We start from the raw sequence: 16,206 nt of genomic DNA on the forward strand, positions 1-16,206 counted from the left end.
GGCTATTGCGCTATGCAGACAAAAATCAAAGTACGTGGTTACCACCTTGATGTTTACCAGCACGTTAACAACGCCCGCTATCTTGAGTTCCTTGAAGAAGCGCGCTGGGATGGGCTGGAAAACAGCGAAAGCTTTCAGTGGTTGACCGCGCATAACATCGCGTTCGTGGTCGTCAATATCAACATCAACTACCGCCGCCCGGCCGTGCTGGGTGATGTACTCACGGTGACCAGTCAGGTGCAACAGCTCAACGGCAAGAGTGGTGTATTAAGCCAGGTGGTGACGCTTGATCCTGAAGGGCAGGTGGTGGCTGATGCACTGATCACCTTTGTCTGTATCGATCTGAAAACTCAGAAGGCTCTGCCGCTGGAAGGGGCATTGCGGGAGAAGCTGGAGTTGATGATCGTTTAGAAATTTTGTCTTTTATAAAAGACAAAACGTTTTTCCAGGGATAGAATCATGGACAGGGACTACGTTATTGAACGCTACCGTACCCGTGACGGAAAAGTGCCATTTGAGGAGTGGGTAGCGAAGATGAAGCGAAAGGATCCGGATGTTGTTTTCCGGATCCTTGTACGGGTTAACCGTGCGATAAAACGTAATTTTGGCGATTACAGATATCTCAGGGAAGGTATCTGGGAGATGCGCATCGACAGTGGTCCCGGCTACAGGATCTATTTTGCGGTAGAAAATCGGCAGGTTTTATTGTTACTTGTGGGTGGTGACAAAAAGAGCCAGAAAGCAGATATTCAACTGGCGATAGACTTCTGGAACGATCATCAATCAAAAGGATAATCAGATGAGTGCCGCTGAACGAAAATATTCAAGTTCTGTTAGTCACCATGATGCTGTTGTGAAAATGCTGCGGGAGGATCCCTCCTGTGCTCAGCTTTATCTGCAAACAGCCCTGGAGGAGATCTATGAAGACCAGGGGATCCCTGCCTATCTCATTGCACTCCGTCAGGTCATCGAAGCCCGAGGTGGCATAGGTGAAATCTCCGCCAAATCCGGTCTGTCCCGCCAACAGTTATACCGAACCTTATCTGACAACGGCAACCCAACGCTGACGACGCTAATGAAAGTGACCCGTGCTGCCGGCGTAAAACTGTTCGACAGCACGGTTAAGTAGCGTTATTTAAGCCCGGTCTTTTGCTTCATTGCGGCCATCACGCCAACTTTATCGGCCAGATAGTGGTTCAGCCCGTTAGCGCGAAGATTACAGGCCGCGCACTGGCCGCAACCGTCGCCTTTGATGCCGTTATAGCAGGTGAGGGTTTCACTGCGAACCAGATCCAGCTTGCCCCAGTAGTCCGCCAGGGCCCAGGTTTCGGCTTTATCCAGCCACATCAACGGCGTCTCAAAGCGCGTCTCTTTCGCCATGCCCAGATTGACGGCGTGGTTTAATGCTTTCACGAATTCGTCACGGCAGTCAGGGTAGCCGGAGAAGTCTGTTTCGCATACGCCGGTGATTACCGCTTCGGCTTTCACCTGGTAGGCGTAGATCGCCGTCAGGGTCAGAAACAGAATATTGCGGCCCGGTACGAAGGTATTCGGAATGCCGCTGGCATCGGGTTCATAATCCGGTACAGGAATGCTGTCGCGGGTGAGGCTACTGACAGCCAGTTCATTTAACAGCGTAACGTCCAGCACCTTGTGCGCGCGTGCCCCCAGTTTGAGGGCCAGTTCACGGGCAACGTCGATTTCAGCGCGGTGGCGCTGACCATAATCGAAGGTCACACAGTGAACTTCATCATACTGATGAAGGGCCTGAACCAGGCAAGTAGTAGAGTCTTGTCCTCCGCTGAACACGACGACGGCACGTTTCATAAATCATCTCAACAGTTACGGTAAAAACGTTATGTTACCGCCTGGCTACGGCGGCGACCAGCTTCTTCACGATTTGGGGGCAGGCAGCCAGGCTTCGGTAAAATCAAACCAGCCGCGGGTGTTAAGGCGTATCCCGTTTACGCCTGGCGGCGCGCTGATTTGATACTGATAATTAAAGAGCGGCGTCAACACCGCGTTCTCCATTAAGCGGCTGAAAATGGCTTGCAGCCCCGCGTGTCGGTCCCGGGACTCGGCTTGGGCCTGCACCGCATCCAGCGTGGCTTGCAAATGGGCGTAAGCCGGTGCGCTTAACACATGCGGCCAAAGCGCATCACAGCGTAGCCACTGCTCAAGCGTATACGCTGGCGCTTCGCCAATCAGCTTATCTCCCATCATGATGTCTGCATCGGCAAGCTGCTGGCATCCATCCCACGTCTTCGCGTCGTGAAAGATGACGGTCAATTCACAACCCTGCAGGGCGAGGTACTCCTTCAACTGGCTGGCCATGGTGTGAAGCTCAACGGGCAGATGATAAACCAGCGTCAACGCCTCAGGGAGGGCAATGTCCGTCAAATCAGGCCATTCCGGGATTGTCCAGCCGGGAAGCAGTTCATGAGTTGGCGTGATGAGCCCTTCGTTGAGCGGAAGCGTGTGCAGAAGCCTGGAGAGATGAATGATATTAATCAGCCGCTTTGCCTGGATCTCACTCAGCCGCGCGCTCTGTTTCAGCGTGAGATAACAGAAGCCCAGGCTGGTGCTGCTGCTCACCAGCCGCAGGCTTTCGAGCTCATCGGCCTCGCCAATGGCGATTTGCACCGGGTGGCGACAGCTGGTACCCAGCCTGTAATCAAAAAGCTGGGGAGTGATCCAGTACTCGATGGCCTTAAGCAGCGGATGACTCAGGTGGTACTGCTCATGGCTTTCCAGGCGTACCAGGTCGGGCTCAAAGAGGGTCAGCCGGAAGGGACCACTGCCGACGACCGGGCGATCGGGATGCGCCAGACGGCTACAGTAGGTTGCCAGCCTGTGCGCCAGCCAGTAGTCCGGTTGATGTAAAACAAACGTCAGACATTGCGGATGTGTGGTTTCGACAGACAAGACGCTCTGAAAAAGCGTGCGCATAATGGGCTGCGCTAACAACGCCGTCAGGCTTCGCTGGAGTTGCGCCGTTTCTATTTTATCGCCGTCATGCCAGTGCAGCGTGGAGCGAATATAGAAATGCCAGCGCAGCCCGTCAGCAGAGACCTCCCAGTGATGCGCCAGATCGCCGGTGGGTTCACTGCTGTTACCGTTAAATCGCGTCAAGCCTGAGAACACCTGTCCTGCCAGATGTTGCTCGGCCCGGCCCGGTAAAAAACCCGGCTGAAGGGGTTCCAGCGAGCGATAGTAGGGGATGCGCAGCGTCGGCGTGTCGTTTTGCCATTGCCCACCCAAAAACGGATGCAGTAACGAACGCAGCTCGTCAGGCGCAAGCTGGGCCAGCTCCAGCGCGTTATGCTGCTGTCCGCTCTTCAGCGCTTCTTCCATCATCATATTGCGCAGCGACTCAGGGGTGGCATGGAACGTCAGTTCGCCGCGCTTGCCGCGACCAGACTGCGCGCGCCAGCTCAGCCAGCCCGCCTCCTGAGCCTGACGCAGCAGCGTTCGGACATGCCGCTCGCTACAAAAACAGCGGGCTGCCAGCTCGCTGATAGTGACCTGCTGCGTCGCACCTTCGGACGGCTGCCATAAACGGTGATACTGGTTAAGACGGTTAAGCTGGCGCATAGAAACCCGGAACAATAATTATCATCTATTCACTATTACTTCCGTATATCTCACCTGATACTGATGCACAAGCTAATCGCATCACATTTCAGGAGTCATCATGGCCCGCCTCGCTGCATTTGATATGGACGGTACGCTGTTAATGCCGGATCACCGTCTGGGAGAGAAAACGCTGAGTGCCCTGAAGCGCCTGCGCGAGCGAGATGTCACTCTGACATTTGCCACCGGCCGACATGTTCTGGAGATGCGCCATTTACTGGGCGCGTTTTCTCTTGATGCTTTTCTGATCACCGGAAACGGAACGCGCATTCACACCGTCGAAGGGGAGGTACTGCACCGTCAGGATCTTAACCCGGAAGTGGCGGATATCGTCCTGCACAGCACCTGGGACACACAGGCCAGTGTCCACGTTTTTAACGATCAAGGCTGGTTTACCGGAAGCGAAATCCCCGAGTTACTGCATGCGCATGTCTATAGCGGTTTTAAATATCAGCTTATCGATCTGCGCCGGATCCCCGCCCACGCGGTGACCAAGATCTGCTTCTGTGGCGATCACGACGATCTGCGACGCCTGCGCATCCAGTTAAATGAGGCGCTCGGCAACCGGGCGCATCTGACCTTCTCGGCGGTAGATTGTCTGGAAGTATTACCCGTGGGCTGTAACAAAGGTTCCGCCCTGGCGGTACTGAGCGACCATCTGGGCTTAACGCTGCAGGATTGTATGGCATTTGGCGACGCCATGAATGACCGAGAGATGCTGGGCAGCGTGGGGCGCGGCTTGATTATGGGGAATGCGATGCCGCAGCTGATTGCCGAGCTTCCTCATCTGCCCGTTATCGGACACTGCGGTAACGAAGCGGTGTCCCATTTTTTGACTCATTGGCTGGACAACAACAACCTCCCTTATTCCCCCGAATAGCGAGCGCCTTCCAGCAAGCCAGACGTCGGTCTGGCTTTTTTTTATTTCAGCAGCTGTGCAATCTGCACTTTCCACGGCGTGATGTCGCCGATGTTAGCCTGTACCCATTCTGCATTGTAGTAGGTCTCAAGGTAGCGCTCGCCGCTGTCGCACAGCAGCGTGACGATGGAGCCGGTACGCCCTTCCTCACGCATGCGTGCCGCCAGCTGCAGTGCGCCCCACATATTGGTGCCTGTCGATGCCCCGACTTTGCGGCCAAGCTGGGTTTCCAGCCAGTGTGCGGTTGCCACGCTGGCGGCATCCGGCACGCGAAGCATTTCATCCACTACATCCGGGATGAATGACGGTTCCACGCGCGGGCGGCCAATTCCTTCAATTTTACTGCCTGACGGGCTGCGAAGATCGGCATCGCGGCTCTGCCAGTAGTCGAGGAACACCGAGTTTTGCGGGTCAACCACCATCAGTTGGGTATCGTAGCCCTGACAGCGAATGTAGCGTCCTATGGTGGCTGAGGTACCACCGGTACCGGCGCTCATCACAATGTACGACGGCACGGGGTGCGGCTCGTGGGTCATCTGGCGGAAAATACTGTCAGCGATGTTGTTATTGCCGCGCCAGTCCGTTGCGCGTTCGGCGAAGGTAAACTGGTCCATATAGTGGCCGTTGAGCTCACGGGCCAGCATTTCAGAGGCGGCGTAGATTTCGCAGGCACTCTCAACGAAGTGGCAGCGACCACCGTAAAATTCGATCTGCTCGATTTTGCGTTTTGCAGTGCAGGAGGGCATCACCGCGATAAATGGCAGGCCCAGCAGGCGGGCAAAATAGGCTTCGGACACGGCGGTTGAACCGGACGAGGATTCAATAATGGTAGTGCCTTCTTTGATCCAGCCGTTACATAAACCGTATAAAAACAGTGAGCGCGCCAGGCGATGCTTCAGGCTGCCGGTCGGATGGGTGCTTTCATCCTTCAGATAGAGCTGAATACCGTCAAATCCCGGCAGGGAAAGGCGGATCAGGTGGGTATCCGCCGAGCGCTGGTAGTCGGCATTGATTTCGCTGATGGCATGTTTAACCCAGGTGCTATTCATCGTAATTATCCGTTTGTCATTTTGTGCCCAGCATAGCGAAAAGCACAGAAAAAATTGTTGCTATCTGGCCTTTAAAATAGAATGAAGGGAGAAAAATTTTCTCTGTGAGGTGGGTATGCTAGATAAAATTGACCGTAAGCTCCTTTCCTTGCTGCAAAGTGACTGTACCCTCTCTTTGCAGGCGCTGGCAGATGCCGTTAATCTGACCACCACACCGTGCTGGAAGCGCCTTAAGAAGCTCGAAGATGATGGCATTTTGCTGGGGCGCGTCGCGCTGCTCGATCCCGAAAAACTGGGGCTTGGGTTGACGGCATTTGTGCTGATTAAAACCCAGCACCACAGCAGCGAGTGGTATTGCCGCTTTGTTACTCAGGTCTCTGAGATGCCCGAGGTGCTCGGTTTCTGGCGAATGGCCGGCGAGTACGATTACCTGATGCGCGTCCAGGTGGCAGACATGAAGCGCTATGATGACTTCTACAAGCGGCTGGTGAACAGCGTTCCGGGCTTATCAGACGTCACCTCAAGCTTCGCCATGGAACAGATTAAGTACACCACAGCCTTACCCATTGAATAACTTCGTAAAAAACCTTCAGGAACAAACCGCGTGCGATTATTTGCCCAATTAAGCTGGTACTTTCGTCGGGAGTGGCAACGCTACCTCGGTGCAGTGGCCCTGCTTATTATCATTGCCATTCTGCAGCTGATCCCGCCGAAAGTGGTGGGGTACGTCGTGGATGGCGTCACCGAACAGCATTACACCACCGCACGGGTGTTGATGTGGGTCGGCACGCTGGTGCTGACGGCCGTCATTGTTTATCTCCTGCGCTACGTCTGGCGCGTGCTGCTGTTTGGTGCGTCCTATCAGTTGGCCGTTGAGCTGCGTGAAGATTTTTACCGCCAGCTGAGCCGACAGCATCCCGAATTTTATCTGCGCCATCGCACCGGGGACCTCATCGCCCGTGCCACGAACGATGTCGATCGCGTGGTCTTCGCCGCCGGAGAAGGGGTATTAACGCTGGTGGACTCGCTGGTGATGGGCTGTGCGGTATTGATTGTCATGTCCACGCAGATCAGCTGGCAGTTGACCCTTCTGGCGCTGCTGCCGATGCCGCTGATGGCATTGGCGATCAATCGCTACGGCGAACAGCTGCACGAGCGCTTCAAACTGGCGCAGGCGGCATTTTCGTCTCTGAACGATCGCACCCAGGAGAGCATGACCAGCATTCGCATGATCAAAGCCTTTGGTCTGGAGGACCGGCAGTCCGCGCTGTTTGCCGCCGATGCGGCAGACACGGGGGCGAAGAACATGCGCGTCGCGCGCATTGACGCCCGTTTTGACCCGACAATCTATGTTGCGATTGGCATGGCCAACCTGCTGGCTATCGGAGGCGGTAGCTGGATGGTGGTACAGGGGACGTTAACCCTGGGACAATTGACCAGTTTTGCGATGTATCTCGGGCTGATGATCTGGCCGATGCTGGCTTTAGCCTGGATGTTCAACATTGTGGAGCGGGGCAGCGCCGCCTACAGCCGCATTCGCGCCATGCTGGCCGAAGCGCCGGTGGTGACTGACGGCAGCGAAGCGGTCCCGGAAGGGCGCGGCGTGACGAAGGTCGACGTCCGTCAATTTGTCTATCCGCAGACGGCGCATCCGGTACTGGAGAACGTCAGCTTTACGCTTCAGCCCGGCCAGATGTTGGGTATTTGTGGTCCGACGGGGGCCGGAAAAAGTACCGTCCTCTCTCTGCTCCAGCGCCACTTTGACGTCACCGAAGGGGATATTCGTTTCCATGATATCCCCCTGAAGAACCTGCTGCTGGATGAGTGGCGTGGCCGCCTGGCGGTGGTCAGCCAGACGCCGTTTTTATTTTCGGACACCGTGGCGAATAACATCGCCCTCGGATGCCCTGCGGCGACGCAGGAGGAGATCGAGCATGTGGCGCGTTTAGCCAGCGTGCATGATGATATTTTGCGTCTGCCGCAGGGGTACGAAACGGAAGTCGGGGAGCGTGGCGTCATGCTGTCCGGCGGGCAGAAACAGCGTATTTCGATTGCCCGTGCGCTGCTGCTGAATGCCGAAATCCTGATCCTGGATGATGCGCTCTCCGCTGTGGATGGCCGTACCGAGCACCAGATCCTGCATAACCTGCGTCAGTGGGGTGACGGTCGCACGGTGATTATCAGCGCTCACCGTTTGTCGGCGCTGACCGAAGCCAGCGAAATTCTGGTATTGCAGCACGGGCACATTGCCCAGCGCGGGCAGCATGAAAATCTTGTTGAGCAACCGGGCTGGTATCGCGATATGTATCGCTATCAACAGCTTGAAGCGGCGCTGGACGATGCCCCCGAACAGAATGAGGAGGCCGCTAATGCGTAAGCTCGGAACGATGTGGCCGACGCTCAAACGTCTGCTGGCCTACGGCTCGCCGTGGCGTAAACCGCTGTCCGTGGCCGTGCTTTTACTCTGGATAGCGGCGATTGCAGAAGTGAGCGGGCCGCTGCTCATCAGTTACTTTATCGACAATATGGTCGCCAAAAGCTACCTGCCCCTGGGGCTGGTGGCGGGTTTAGGCGTCGCTTACGTTGGGTTACAGCTGACGGCTGCAGGGCTGCACTATGCGCAGTCGCTGCTGTTTAACCGCGCAGCCGTCGGTGTCGTTCAGCAGCTGCGCACGGATGTAATGGACGCCGCGCTTCGCCAGCCGCTCAGCGAGTTTGATATTCAGCCGGTCGGGCAGGTTATCTCCCGGGTAACCAACGATACCGAGGTGATCCGCGATCTGTACGTCACCGTGGTGGCGACGGTGCTCCGCAGCGCGGCGCTGATTGGTGCGATGCTGGTGGCAATGTTCAGTCTCGACTGGCGCATGGCGCTGGTGGCGATCACGATCTTCCCGGCGGTGCTGATCGTCATGGTCATCTACCAGCGCTACAGCACGCCAATCGTGCGTCGTGTACGAGCCTATCTGGCCGACATCAACGATGGCTTCAACGAAGTCATCAACGGCATGAGCGTTATCCAGCAGTTCCGCCAGCAGGCGCGCTTTGGTGAACGGATGGGCGAAGCCAGCCGCTCGCACTATATGGCACGCATGCAGACGCTGCGGCTTGACGGTTTTCTGCTGCGTCCGCTGCTGAGCCTTTTCTCTGCGCTGGTGCTTTGCGGTCTCCTGATGCTGTTTGGACTGAGCGCTAACGGTACGATTGAAGTGGGGGTGCTGTACGCCTTTATTAGCTATCTGGGGCGCCTTAACGAACCGCTGATCGAGCTCACCACCCAGCAGTCTATGCTGCAACAGGCGGTGGTCGCCGGTGAGCGTGTGTTCGAGCTGATGGACAGGCCGCGACAGGCCTACGGCAACGATGAGCGACCTTTGCTAAGCGGTGCCATTGATTTTGATAATGTCTCGTTTGCCTATCGCGAAGACCGGCTGGTGTTACAGGATATCTCACTTGATGTTCCGTCGCGTGGTTTCGTGGCGCTGGTGGGCCATACGGGAAGCGGTAAGAGTACCCTCGCCAGCCTGTTAATGGGGTACTACCCGGTTACGCACGGTGAAATCCGGATCGACGGACGTCCGCTCGCGTCTCTTAGCCACAACGTGTTGCGTAAAGGCGTCGCGATGGTGCAGCAGGATCCGGTCGTCCTGGCCGATACCTTCTATGCGAACGTGACCCTGGGGCGGGACTACACGCAGGAGCAGGTCTGGGAGGTACTGGAAAAAGTGCAGCTGGCGGATCTGGCGCGCGGGTTTAGTGAGGGGATCAATACGAAGCTGGGCGAGCAGGGGAACAACCTCTCCGTCGGGCAAAAACAGCTCCTCGCCCTGGCGCGGGTGCTGATTGAAACGCCGCAGGTTCTGATTCTGGATGAAGCGACAGCCAGTATTGACTCCGGTACCGAGCAGGCCATTCAGCAGGCGCTGTCGGCCGTGCGTGACCATACGACGCTGGTGGTGATTGCCCACCGTCTTTCCACCATCGTTGATGCCGATACCATTCTGGTGCTACATCGCGGCCAGGCCGTTGAACGGGGTACGCACCGTGAACTGCTGGAAGCCAAGGGACGTTACTGGCAGATGTATCAGCTTCAGCTGGCAGGCGAAGAGCTGGCGGCCAGCGTGCGTGAGGAAGAATCGCTGAGCGCCTGATGCACCAAAATGAGGCGACGCGCTAACAGTCATTCCTGTTGGTGCAAAACGGAAACGCACCCTGCACCGGCATGGTGCGTTTTTTTTCACCGGTTCGTTTATCAAGGCCGTGTAGCGCTCTTTGCACCGCAGTTCCTTCTGGTTTTCATTTCTGGCACACCCCTTGCAATACCTTCTGCGTAAGCTGCGGCCATTACCGAATTCTGACTGGAGGGGATCTATGAAGCTGGTTACGGTTGTAATCAAACCATTCAAACTCGAAGACGTGCGTGAAGCGTTGTCTTCCATGGGTATTCAGGGACTGACTGTCACCGAAGTGAAAGGCTTTGGTCGTCAGAAGGGTCATGCCGAGCTTTACCGCGGGGCGGAATACAGCGTTAACTTTCTGCCAAAAGTAAAAATTGATGTCGCGATTGCTGACGATCAGCTTGATGAAGTCATTGATGTCATTAGCAAAGCGGCCTATACAGGCAAAATTGGCGACGGCAAAATTTTCGTTGCCGAACTGCAGCGCGTCATTCGCATTCGTACCGGCGAATCTGACGAAGCGGCACTGTAAGTAACTCCTGGCACACAGTGATAGGGATCGAGAAAATGAAGATAGCAACACTTAAAACGGGTCTGGGTTCGCTGGCACTGCTGCCGGGCCTCGCGCTGGCTGCCCCTGCGGTGGCAGATAAAGCCGATAACGCCTTTATGATGATCAGCACCGCGCTGGTGCTGTTCATGTCAATTCCGGGGATTGCCCTGTTCTACGGCGGTCTGATCCGTGGCAAAAACGTTCTCTCCATGCTGACCCAGGTAGCCGTGACCTTCGCACTGGTCTGCGTGCTGTGGGTGGTTTACGGTTACTCGCTGGCCTTTGGCACCGGCAACGCCTTCTTCGGTAACTTTGACTGGGTGATGCTGAAAAATATTGAGCTGACCGCGCTGATGGGCAGCTTCTACCAGTATATTCACGTTGCGTTCCAGGGCTCGTTCGCCTGCATCACCGTCGGGCTGATTGTAGGCGCGCTGGCCGAGCGTATTCGTTTCTCTGCCGTTCTGATCTTTGTGGTGGTCTGGCTGACGCTCTCCTATGTGCCGATTGCGCACATGGTCTGGGGCGGCGGTCTGCTGGCAACGCACGGCGCGCTGGACTTCGCGGGCGGTACCGTCGTACATATCAACGCCGCGGTAGCGGGTCTGGTTGGCGCATACCTGATCGGCAAACGCGTGGGCTTCGGTAAAGAAGCGTTCAAACCGCACAACCTGCCGATGGTCTTTACCGGTACCGCGATCCTCTACTTTGGCTGGTTTGGCTTCAACGCCGGGTCTGCAAGCGCAGCAAACGAAATCGCCGCGCTGGCCTTCGTGAACACCGTCGTGGCCACAGCCGGTGCGATCCTCTCCTGGGTCTTCGGTGAGTGGGCGGTGCGCGGTAAACCTTCCCTGCTGGGTGCCTGTTCTGGCGCAATCGCGGGCCTGGTCGGTATCACGCCTGCCTGTGGTTATGTGGGTGTCGGTGGTGCGCTGCTGGTAGGTTTGGTTGCAGGTCTTGCAGGTCTGTGGGGCGTTACGGCACTGAAACGCGTGCTGCGCGTTGATGACCCTTGCGATGTATTTGGTGTGCACGGTGTGTGCGGCATCGTCGGCTGTATCATGACCGGTATCTTCGCCGCGAAATCGCTGGGTGGCGTGGGCTATGCAGAAGGTGTCACTATGGCTCATCAGGTACTGGTGCAGCTGGAAAGTATTGCTATCACTGTGGTGTGGTCTGCCGTTGTCGCTTTTATTGGCTACAAGCTGGCGGACATGACTGTGGGTCTGCGCGTACCGGAAGAGCAGGAGCGCGAAGGTCTGGATGTGAACAGCCACGGTGAGAATGCGTATAACGCATAACCAACAGCAAAACGGCAATCTCGATTGCCGTTTTTAATGTTTATTCCCTCTCCCTGTGGGAGAGGGCCAGGGTGAGGGCATCAGGCCGCACGTTATTAACCGCGATTACGCATTACCCCTTCCTGCACCGTTGAAGCGACCAGCACGCCGTCCTGCGTATAAAACTCTCCACGCACAAACCCGCGAGCGCTCGATGCCGACGTACTCTCCACGCTGTAAAGCAGCCACTCATTCATGTTGAAGGGACGGTGGAACCACATGGAGTGGTCGATGGTCGCGACCTGCATCCCTTTTTCGAGGAACCCGACGCCGTGCGGCTGCAGTGCCACCGGCAGAAAGTTAAAATCTGACGCATACCCGAGCAGATACTGATGCACGCGGAAATCTTCCGGCACGGTACCGTTGGCGCGGATCCAGACCTGGCGCTTCGGCTCGGCGGTGTGACCCTTCATCGGGTTATGGAACTCGACGGGGCGGATCTCCAGCGGTTTATCGCACAGAAATTTCTCTTTGACCTGTGGCGGAAGCAGATGCGCCAGCGCACGGGCGATATCGGTCTCTGATTTGAGCGTGTCTGGCGACGGTGCCGGCGGCATCGTTTTCTGATGCTCGTATCCCGGTTCCGGTGCCTGGAACGAGGCGGTCATATAGAAGATGGGCTTACCGTTCTGAATGGCCGCCACGCGGCGGGCACTGAAACTATTACCGTCACGCAGAACTTCAACATCATACACAATCGGTTTTGCGCTATCGCCAGGGCGTAAGAAATAGCTGTGGAACGAATGCACCAGACGGTCTGCCGGGACGGTCTCCTTTGCCGCGTACAGCGCTTGTCCAACGACTTGCCCACCGAAGACCTGGCGCAAGCCTAAATCTTCACTCTGTCCGCGAAAGAGTCCTTCCTCAATTTTTTCCAGATTCAGTAATGTCAGCAGATTGTTCAGTGCCTGACTCATAGTTGTCCTCAATAAACGCCGTAGCGAAAGATAGGCAGAGTATAACGCAGAAATGTAAGTGGTCCGATGGGTAGAATAATCTTAATATCGGCACGTTTTCAGGCATTAATCGGTGATCTGTGCCACACTTGAATACGTTATGTGATTGAAACGACATCGGATGGGATCGATCCCGCTGGTGCATTGATGATAAGGAGACTTCAATGAAACTCGTGCCTATGCTAAGTGGTGTAGCTATTGCGGTGGCGTTGTCCGCCTGTGCCGGTAAGAGCGCCCAGGTGCCGGTACCTGCAGCCGATCCGAACGGGATTAATACCCTTTCACAGCAATCCATTCAGCAGCCTAATGTTTCCGGTACCATCTGGATCAAACAGAGAGTCGCTTTGCCGCCGGATGCGGTATTAACGGTAACGCTGTCTGATGCTTCTCTGGCCGACGCGCCGTCGAAAGTCCTGGCTCAGCGTGCGGTTCGTACTGAAGGTAAGCAGGCGCCATTTAGCTTCGTCCTGCCATATAACCCGTCAGACGTGCAGCCGAATGCCCGTATCCTGCTGAGTGCCGCGGTAACGATCAACGATAAGCTGGTCTTTATTACCGATACGGTTCAGGAAGCCATTAACCACGGTGGGACTAAAGTCGACCTGAATCTGGTTCCCGTACAGCAAACCGAAGTGCCGGTTGCTCCACAGACCAATCAGCCGTCCCTGCCAACCCCACCGACCCAGATGTAATTGTTGCTATCACCCTCTCCTTCGGGGGAGGGGTTAGTACACCCAGCGGTACTTTTGCAAATCAATCTGTCCCGATCCCGATACCTGCACACCCTCTGACAGTAATGCCTGGCGCTGACGCTGGAGATCCGGTCCGGTCAGCGAGATGGCACCATGACGATTCACCACGCGATGCCAGGGCAGCGTGCTTCCTTCCGGCAGCCGTTTAAGAACGCCGCCTACCTGTCGCGCCGCGCGCGGTGAACCGGCCAGCTGTGCGACATCACCATAGGTTGTGACGTAGCCTTCCGGGATTGAGGCCACAATTTGCCATACGCGCTGGGGAAAGGAGTCGTGTTCGTCCATACCTGCACCTGCGGGGATCATCTGAACAGCCATGTTAAACGAAGATAGCCCTGATTGCTGCGTCTGTTTGCGCAATAAACCAGCATCCGGTTCCGGGTCGCTTGCAATTGGGTCTTCGCACAGGGATAATGCGCCAGCGCGTTGGTTATCAACGCTCTCAATGGGGGCTCTGTTGGTTCTCCCGCAACGCTACTCTGTTCACCAGGTCAGGTCCGGAAGGAAGCAGCCAGGGCAGACGACGTGGGTGCCGGGATGTAGCTGGCAGGGCCCCCACCCATTTACGGCCTCGTACAAACCTTCCTGCGTTACCTCTCTCTGTAGTCATTATTCCACAATACTATAACGCCTAGACGCTGTAATATATATTTCATCGTGCTGAAATATTATTGTCATAAACCTGTAATAATAGACTGGCATTTTATAATTGGACGTCTATTTAACACCAAAATTCAAAAAAATATAAATCTGGATAACAGTGTTAACTTCGTGTATTACATAAAGTACTTATTCCGAAGGGAAGTGACAAACATGGCTACTGCGGTTTTAAATGTTAAAATTGACGACGCGCTAAAAGAAAGGCTTCGCCACTATGCGGAAGTGAATAACGAGAATTTAAGCGTGACCACAGAGAAACTGCTGCTGCTGGCGTTTGAAGCAGTAGAAGAGGCGGGAGTATCGGAAGAAGATATTGATAATCAGCATACGGAAGAAGAGAGTGTTTCTCCTTTTACTCCTAAAGAAATCAAAGCACTACGTAAACTTCTGAAGAAGAGAAAATGAAACAACAACTGTCAACTGCCAGTGACTACAACGAGGCCTGCGATCTCTTGCGCTCAGGCTATGTGAAGCATGTACGTCTTGGCTGGAATGTTGGAAGCGATGAGTTCTTTCGTATTGCGTCTGACTGGTGTGATACCGGTGCAAAAATAAAGAAAGACGGTGATAACTTCGTTATTTCGCTGAAAGGTTTCCCTATTCCTCCGCAACATTAATTGTTGTCCAGTGAAAACTGCTGACTGCATATATTACAGTCAGCAGTTTTTATTTTATGATCCCCTTCAAACTTTTTATTCTTAAACCAGACTGCGTTTGATGGCTGGCTCATTTGAATGTAATGCACGCCATAAGGGTTTAATCCGCAGTAACGCCGCTTCCATTTCCGCTGGCTCCAGCGAGAAGGGCATGCGCAAAAAGCGGTCAAACGCCCCCGATAAGCCAAACCGTGTGCCCGTTCCCAGGTTAATCCCGATGATTTCTGCCCGCGCGGCAAGCTGTGTCGCCAGCATGTCGGGAAGTTCGATCCAGTAAGAAAGTCCGCCTTCCGCCTCATGGAATCGCCACTCGGGAAAATGTTCACGCAGCAGTTCACTGCATCGATCGCGCCGTTCCGCAAGCATCTTGCGGCGAGCGGGCAGAAAACGTTCGCTATTGTTGATAAGCCACAGCGTCGCCAGTTGCTCCAGCAGCGGCGAGCCCAGATCAAGCGTATCTCGCGTCTGGGCGAGGGTGGCGATGGTACGTGAAGAGGCGCGGATCCAGCCGAGACGCAGCCCGCCCCAGAAGCTTTTTCCGGCGGAGCCTAATGTCATGACGGTTGCCTCCCGGTTAAATGATGCCAGCGGTTGCGGTGGGGGCGAGTCAAACCAGAGATCGACCATCGTTTCATCTACAACCAGCGTCGTGCGGGTTTGTGCGGCAATATCGGCGATCGCCTGACGGGTAGCGATATCCATACAACGCCCGGTTGGGTTGTGAAAATCAGGCATCAGGTAAGCCAGGCGCGGTGCAGTCTGGGCAAGCGTGGCGGCAAAACCATCCGTGTCCCAGCCTGTATCCGGCAGCGACACCCCAACGGGCCGGCACTGCGCCCCCTGAATGGCGGCAATCGCCAGCGGATAGGTAGGGTGATCGACCACGACGCGATCTCCCGGCCCGGTTAACATCCGCAATATCAGCGCAAAACCGCTGACGGCACCGTTGACCACCATGACTTCGTCTGCGCGGGTGGGAAGACCCCGTTCGGTATAGCGTGCCGCTATAGCTTCCCGAAGCGCAGGCAGCCCAAGCTGGTCGTAGCCCGTCAGCGAGAGGTGCTGGGTAATAGCCGTCAGCGCGTGGGTATAAGCCTGGTGGATCTCTGGCCCGGCATTGAGGGCGGCAGTGGAGAGATCCAGTGCGGCACTCGCCGCTGAAAGGGTAGGAACGGCGCGCGTATCCGGGAGGATCACGCGCGACCCGCTGCCGTGGCGGCTTTCAAGATATCCCTCCTCGCGCAGATGGGCGAGGGCGCTGCTGACGGTGGTCCGGCTCACGTCCAGCGCCGTAGCCAGCTCACGCTCACCCGGCAGTCGCGTATTTAATGCCAGTCGGCCATCAAGGATTAACAGACGCAACGCGTCAGCCAGCTGGCGCCAGAGCGGGGTGCGGGATGAAGCTTGCTGCCAGTGGCCTAAAAGGCGTACCAGAGACTGACTTCCAAAGCGGCGTGATGACATATGCAGTCCACTATTTGAAAACTGGACATTAATCATAGTGCCATTT

Annotated in this window: 18 protein-coding genes and 1 other RNA gene; 13 read left to right on the forward strand and 6 right to left on the reverse strand. The window is 55.7% G+C overall.

Translation table 11 applies throughout. The annotated features are described in order from the left end of the window. Positions 1-12: 12 nt before the first annotated feature. The 3 genes from L383_RS23125 to L383_RS23115 are packed head-to-tail and all read left to right on the forward strand — an operon-like array spanning position 13 to position 1,129. Positions 13-411 (forward strand): YbgC/FadM family acyl-CoA thioesterase, encoded by a 399-nt coding sequence (locus L383_RS23125; RefSeq protein ID WP_014882778.1) that lies wholly within the window; start codon positions 13-15, stop codon positions 409-411. Positions 412-459: 48 nt separating this feature from the next. Then, positions 460-795 (forward strand): type II toxin-antitoxin system RelE/ParE family toxin, encoded by a 336-nt coding sequence (locus L383_RS23120; RefSeq protein WP_023332236.1) that lies wholly within the window; start codon positions 460-462, stop codon positions 793-795. Between the two features lie 4 nt (positions 796-799). Further along, on the forward strand, positions 800-1,129 hold the full coding sequence (locus L383_RS23115) for an addiction module antidote protein (RefSeq protein WP_023332237.1): 330 nt from the start codon (positions 800-802) through the stop codon (positions 1,127-1,129). A 2-nt stretch (positions 1,130-1,131) separates the two neighbouring features. Here the strand turns inward: L383_RS23115 and queC are convergent, their stop codons facing one another. Beyond that, positions 1,132-1,827, reverse strand: a complete 696-nt coding sequence (gene queC / locus L383_RS23110) for a 7-cyano-7-deazaguanine synthase QueC (protein WP_023332238.1) — start codon at positions 1,825-1,827, stop codon at positions 1,132-1,134. 66 nt (positions 1,828-1,893) lie between these two features. Beyond that, positions 1,894-3,594: an SgrR family transcriptional regulator gene (locus L383_RS23105; RefSeq protein WP_014882782.1), complete on the reverse strand. Its 1,701-nt coding sequence runs from the start codon at positions 3,592-3,594 to the stop codon at positions 1,894-1,896. A 100-nt stretch (positions 3,595-3,694) separates the two neighbouring features. Here L383_RS23105 and cof point away from each other — a divergent pair, with 100 nt between their 5' ends. Continuing rightward, positions 3,695-4,513 (forward strand): HMP-PP phosphatase, encoded by an 819-nt coding sequence (gene cof / locus L383_RS23100; protein ID WP_014882783.1) that lies wholly within the window; start codon positions 3,695-3,697, stop codon positions 4,511-4,513. A 41-nt stretch (positions 4,514-4,554) separates the two neighbouring features. Here cof and L383_RS23095 read toward each other — a convergent pair whose 3' ends face one another. After that, positions 4,555-5,601, reverse strand: a complete 1,047-nt coding sequence (locus L383_RS23095; protein WP_023332239.1) for a PLP-dependent cysteine synthase family protein — start codon at positions 5,599-5,601, stop codon at positions 4,555-4,557. A gap of 115 nt (positions 5,602-5,716) precedes the next feature. Here L383_RS23095 and L383_RS23090 point away from each other — a divergent pair, with 115 nt between their 5' ends. The 5 genes from L383_RS23090 (at position 5,717) to amtB (ending at position 11,633) form a co-directional block, all read left to right on the forward strand. Then, complete coding sequence (locus L383_RS23090) at positions 5,717-6,175, forward strand: Lrp/AsnC family transcriptional regulator (protein WP_008503307.1); 459 nt, start codon at positions 5,717-5,719, stop codon at positions 6,173-6,175. Between the two features lie 30 nt (positions 6,176-6,205). Next, on the forward strand, positions 6,206-7,978 hold the full coding sequence (locus tag L383_RS23085) for a SmdA family multidrug ABC transporter permease/ATP-binding protein (protein ID WP_014882785.1): 1,773 nt from the start codon (positions 6,206-6,208) through the stop codon (positions 7,976-7,978). Further along, positions 7,971-9,752, forward strand: a complete 1,782-nt coding sequence (locus L383_RS23080; RefSeq protein ID WP_023332240.1) for a SmdB family multidrug efflux ABC transporter permease/ATP-binding protein — start codon at positions 7,971-7,973, stop codon at positions 9,750-9,752. Before L383_RS23085 ends, L383_RS23080 begins: the two co-directional genes overlap by 8 nt. 220 nt (positions 9,753-9,972) lie before the next feature. Then, on the forward strand, positions 9,973-10,311 hold the full coding sequence (gene glnK / locus L383_RS23075; RefSeq protein WP_008503304.1) for a P-II family nitrogen regulator: 339 nt from the start codon (positions 9,973-9,975) through the stop codon (positions 10,309-10,311). A 35-nt stretch (positions 10,312-10,346) separates the two neighbouring features. Beyond that, positions 10,347-11,633, forward strand: a complete 1,287-nt coding sequence (gene amtB / locus L383_RS23070) for an ammonium transporter AmtB (RefSeq protein WP_023332241.1) — start codon at positions 10,347-10,349, stop codon at positions 11,631-11,633. Positions 11,634-11,728: 95 nt separating this feature from the next. On the opposite strand, the gene tesB is transcribed toward amtB, so the two are convergent. After that, positions 11,729-12,589 (reverse strand): acyl-CoA thioesterase II, encoded by an 861-nt coding sequence (gene tesB / locus L383_RS23065; protein ID WP_014882788.1) that lies wholly within the window; start codon positions 12,587-12,589, stop codon positions 11,729-11,731. 203 nt (positions 12,590-12,792) lie between these two features. On the opposite strand from tesB, the gene L383_RS23060 reads away from it, so the two are divergent. After that, entirely contained in the window at positions 12,793-13,320 is a 528-nt protein-coding gene (locus L383_RS23060; RefSeq protein ID WP_014882789.1) for a YbaY family lipoprotein, read from the forward strand. A gap of 33 nt (positions 13,321-13,353) precedes the next feature. On the opposite strand, the gene L383_RS23055 is transcribed toward L383_RS23060, so the two are convergent. Continuing rightward, positions 13,354-13,665: an MGMT family protein gene (locus L383_RS23055; RefSeq protein ID WP_014882790.1), complete on the reverse strand. Its 312-nt coding sequence runs from the start codon at positions 13,663-13,665 to the stop codon at positions 13,354-13,356. Between the two features lie 170 nt (positions 13,666-13,835). Here L383_RS23055 and ffs point away from each other — a divergent pair. The 3 genes from ffs (at position 13,836) to L383_RS23045 (ending at position 14,657) form a co-directional block, all read left to right on the forward strand. Next, positions 13,836-13,932: signal recognition particle sRNA small type (gene ffs / locus L383_RS24620), an RNA gene on the forward strand. Between the two features lie 261 nt (positions 13,933-14,193). Continuing rightward, the gene (locus L383_RS23050) at positions 14,194-14,445 is read left to right on the forward strand and encodes a hypothetical protein (RefSeq protein WP_023310587.1); all 252 of its coding nucleotides are present in this window, start codon (positions 14,194-14,196) and stop codon (positions 14,443-14,445) included. Then, the gene (locus L383_RS23045; RefSeq protein ID WP_023310588.1) at positions 14,442-14,657 is read left to right on the forward strand and encodes a hypothetical protein; all 216 of its coding nucleotides are present in this window, start codon (positions 14,442-14,444) and stop codon (positions 14,655-14,657) included. Before L383_RS23050 ends, L383_RS23045 begins: the two co-directional genes overlap by 4 nt. An 81-nt stretch (positions 14,658-14,738) precedes the next feature. Here L383_RS23045 and L383_RS23040 read toward each other — a convergent pair whose 3' ends face one another. Continuing rightward, complete coding sequence (locus L383_RS23040) at positions 14,739-16,160, reverse strand: MocR-like transcription factor YczR (RefSeq protein WP_023332242.1); 1,422 nt, start codon at positions 16,158-16,160, stop codon at positions 14,739-14,741. Between the last annotated feature and the right edge of the window lie 46 nt (positions 16,161-16,206).

The organism is Enterobacter sp. MGH 37 (assembly GCF_000534515.1).
Taxonomy (GTDB): Bacteria; Pseudomonadota; Gammaproteobacteria; order Enterobacterales; family Enterobacteriaceae; genus Enterobacter; species Enterobacter kobei.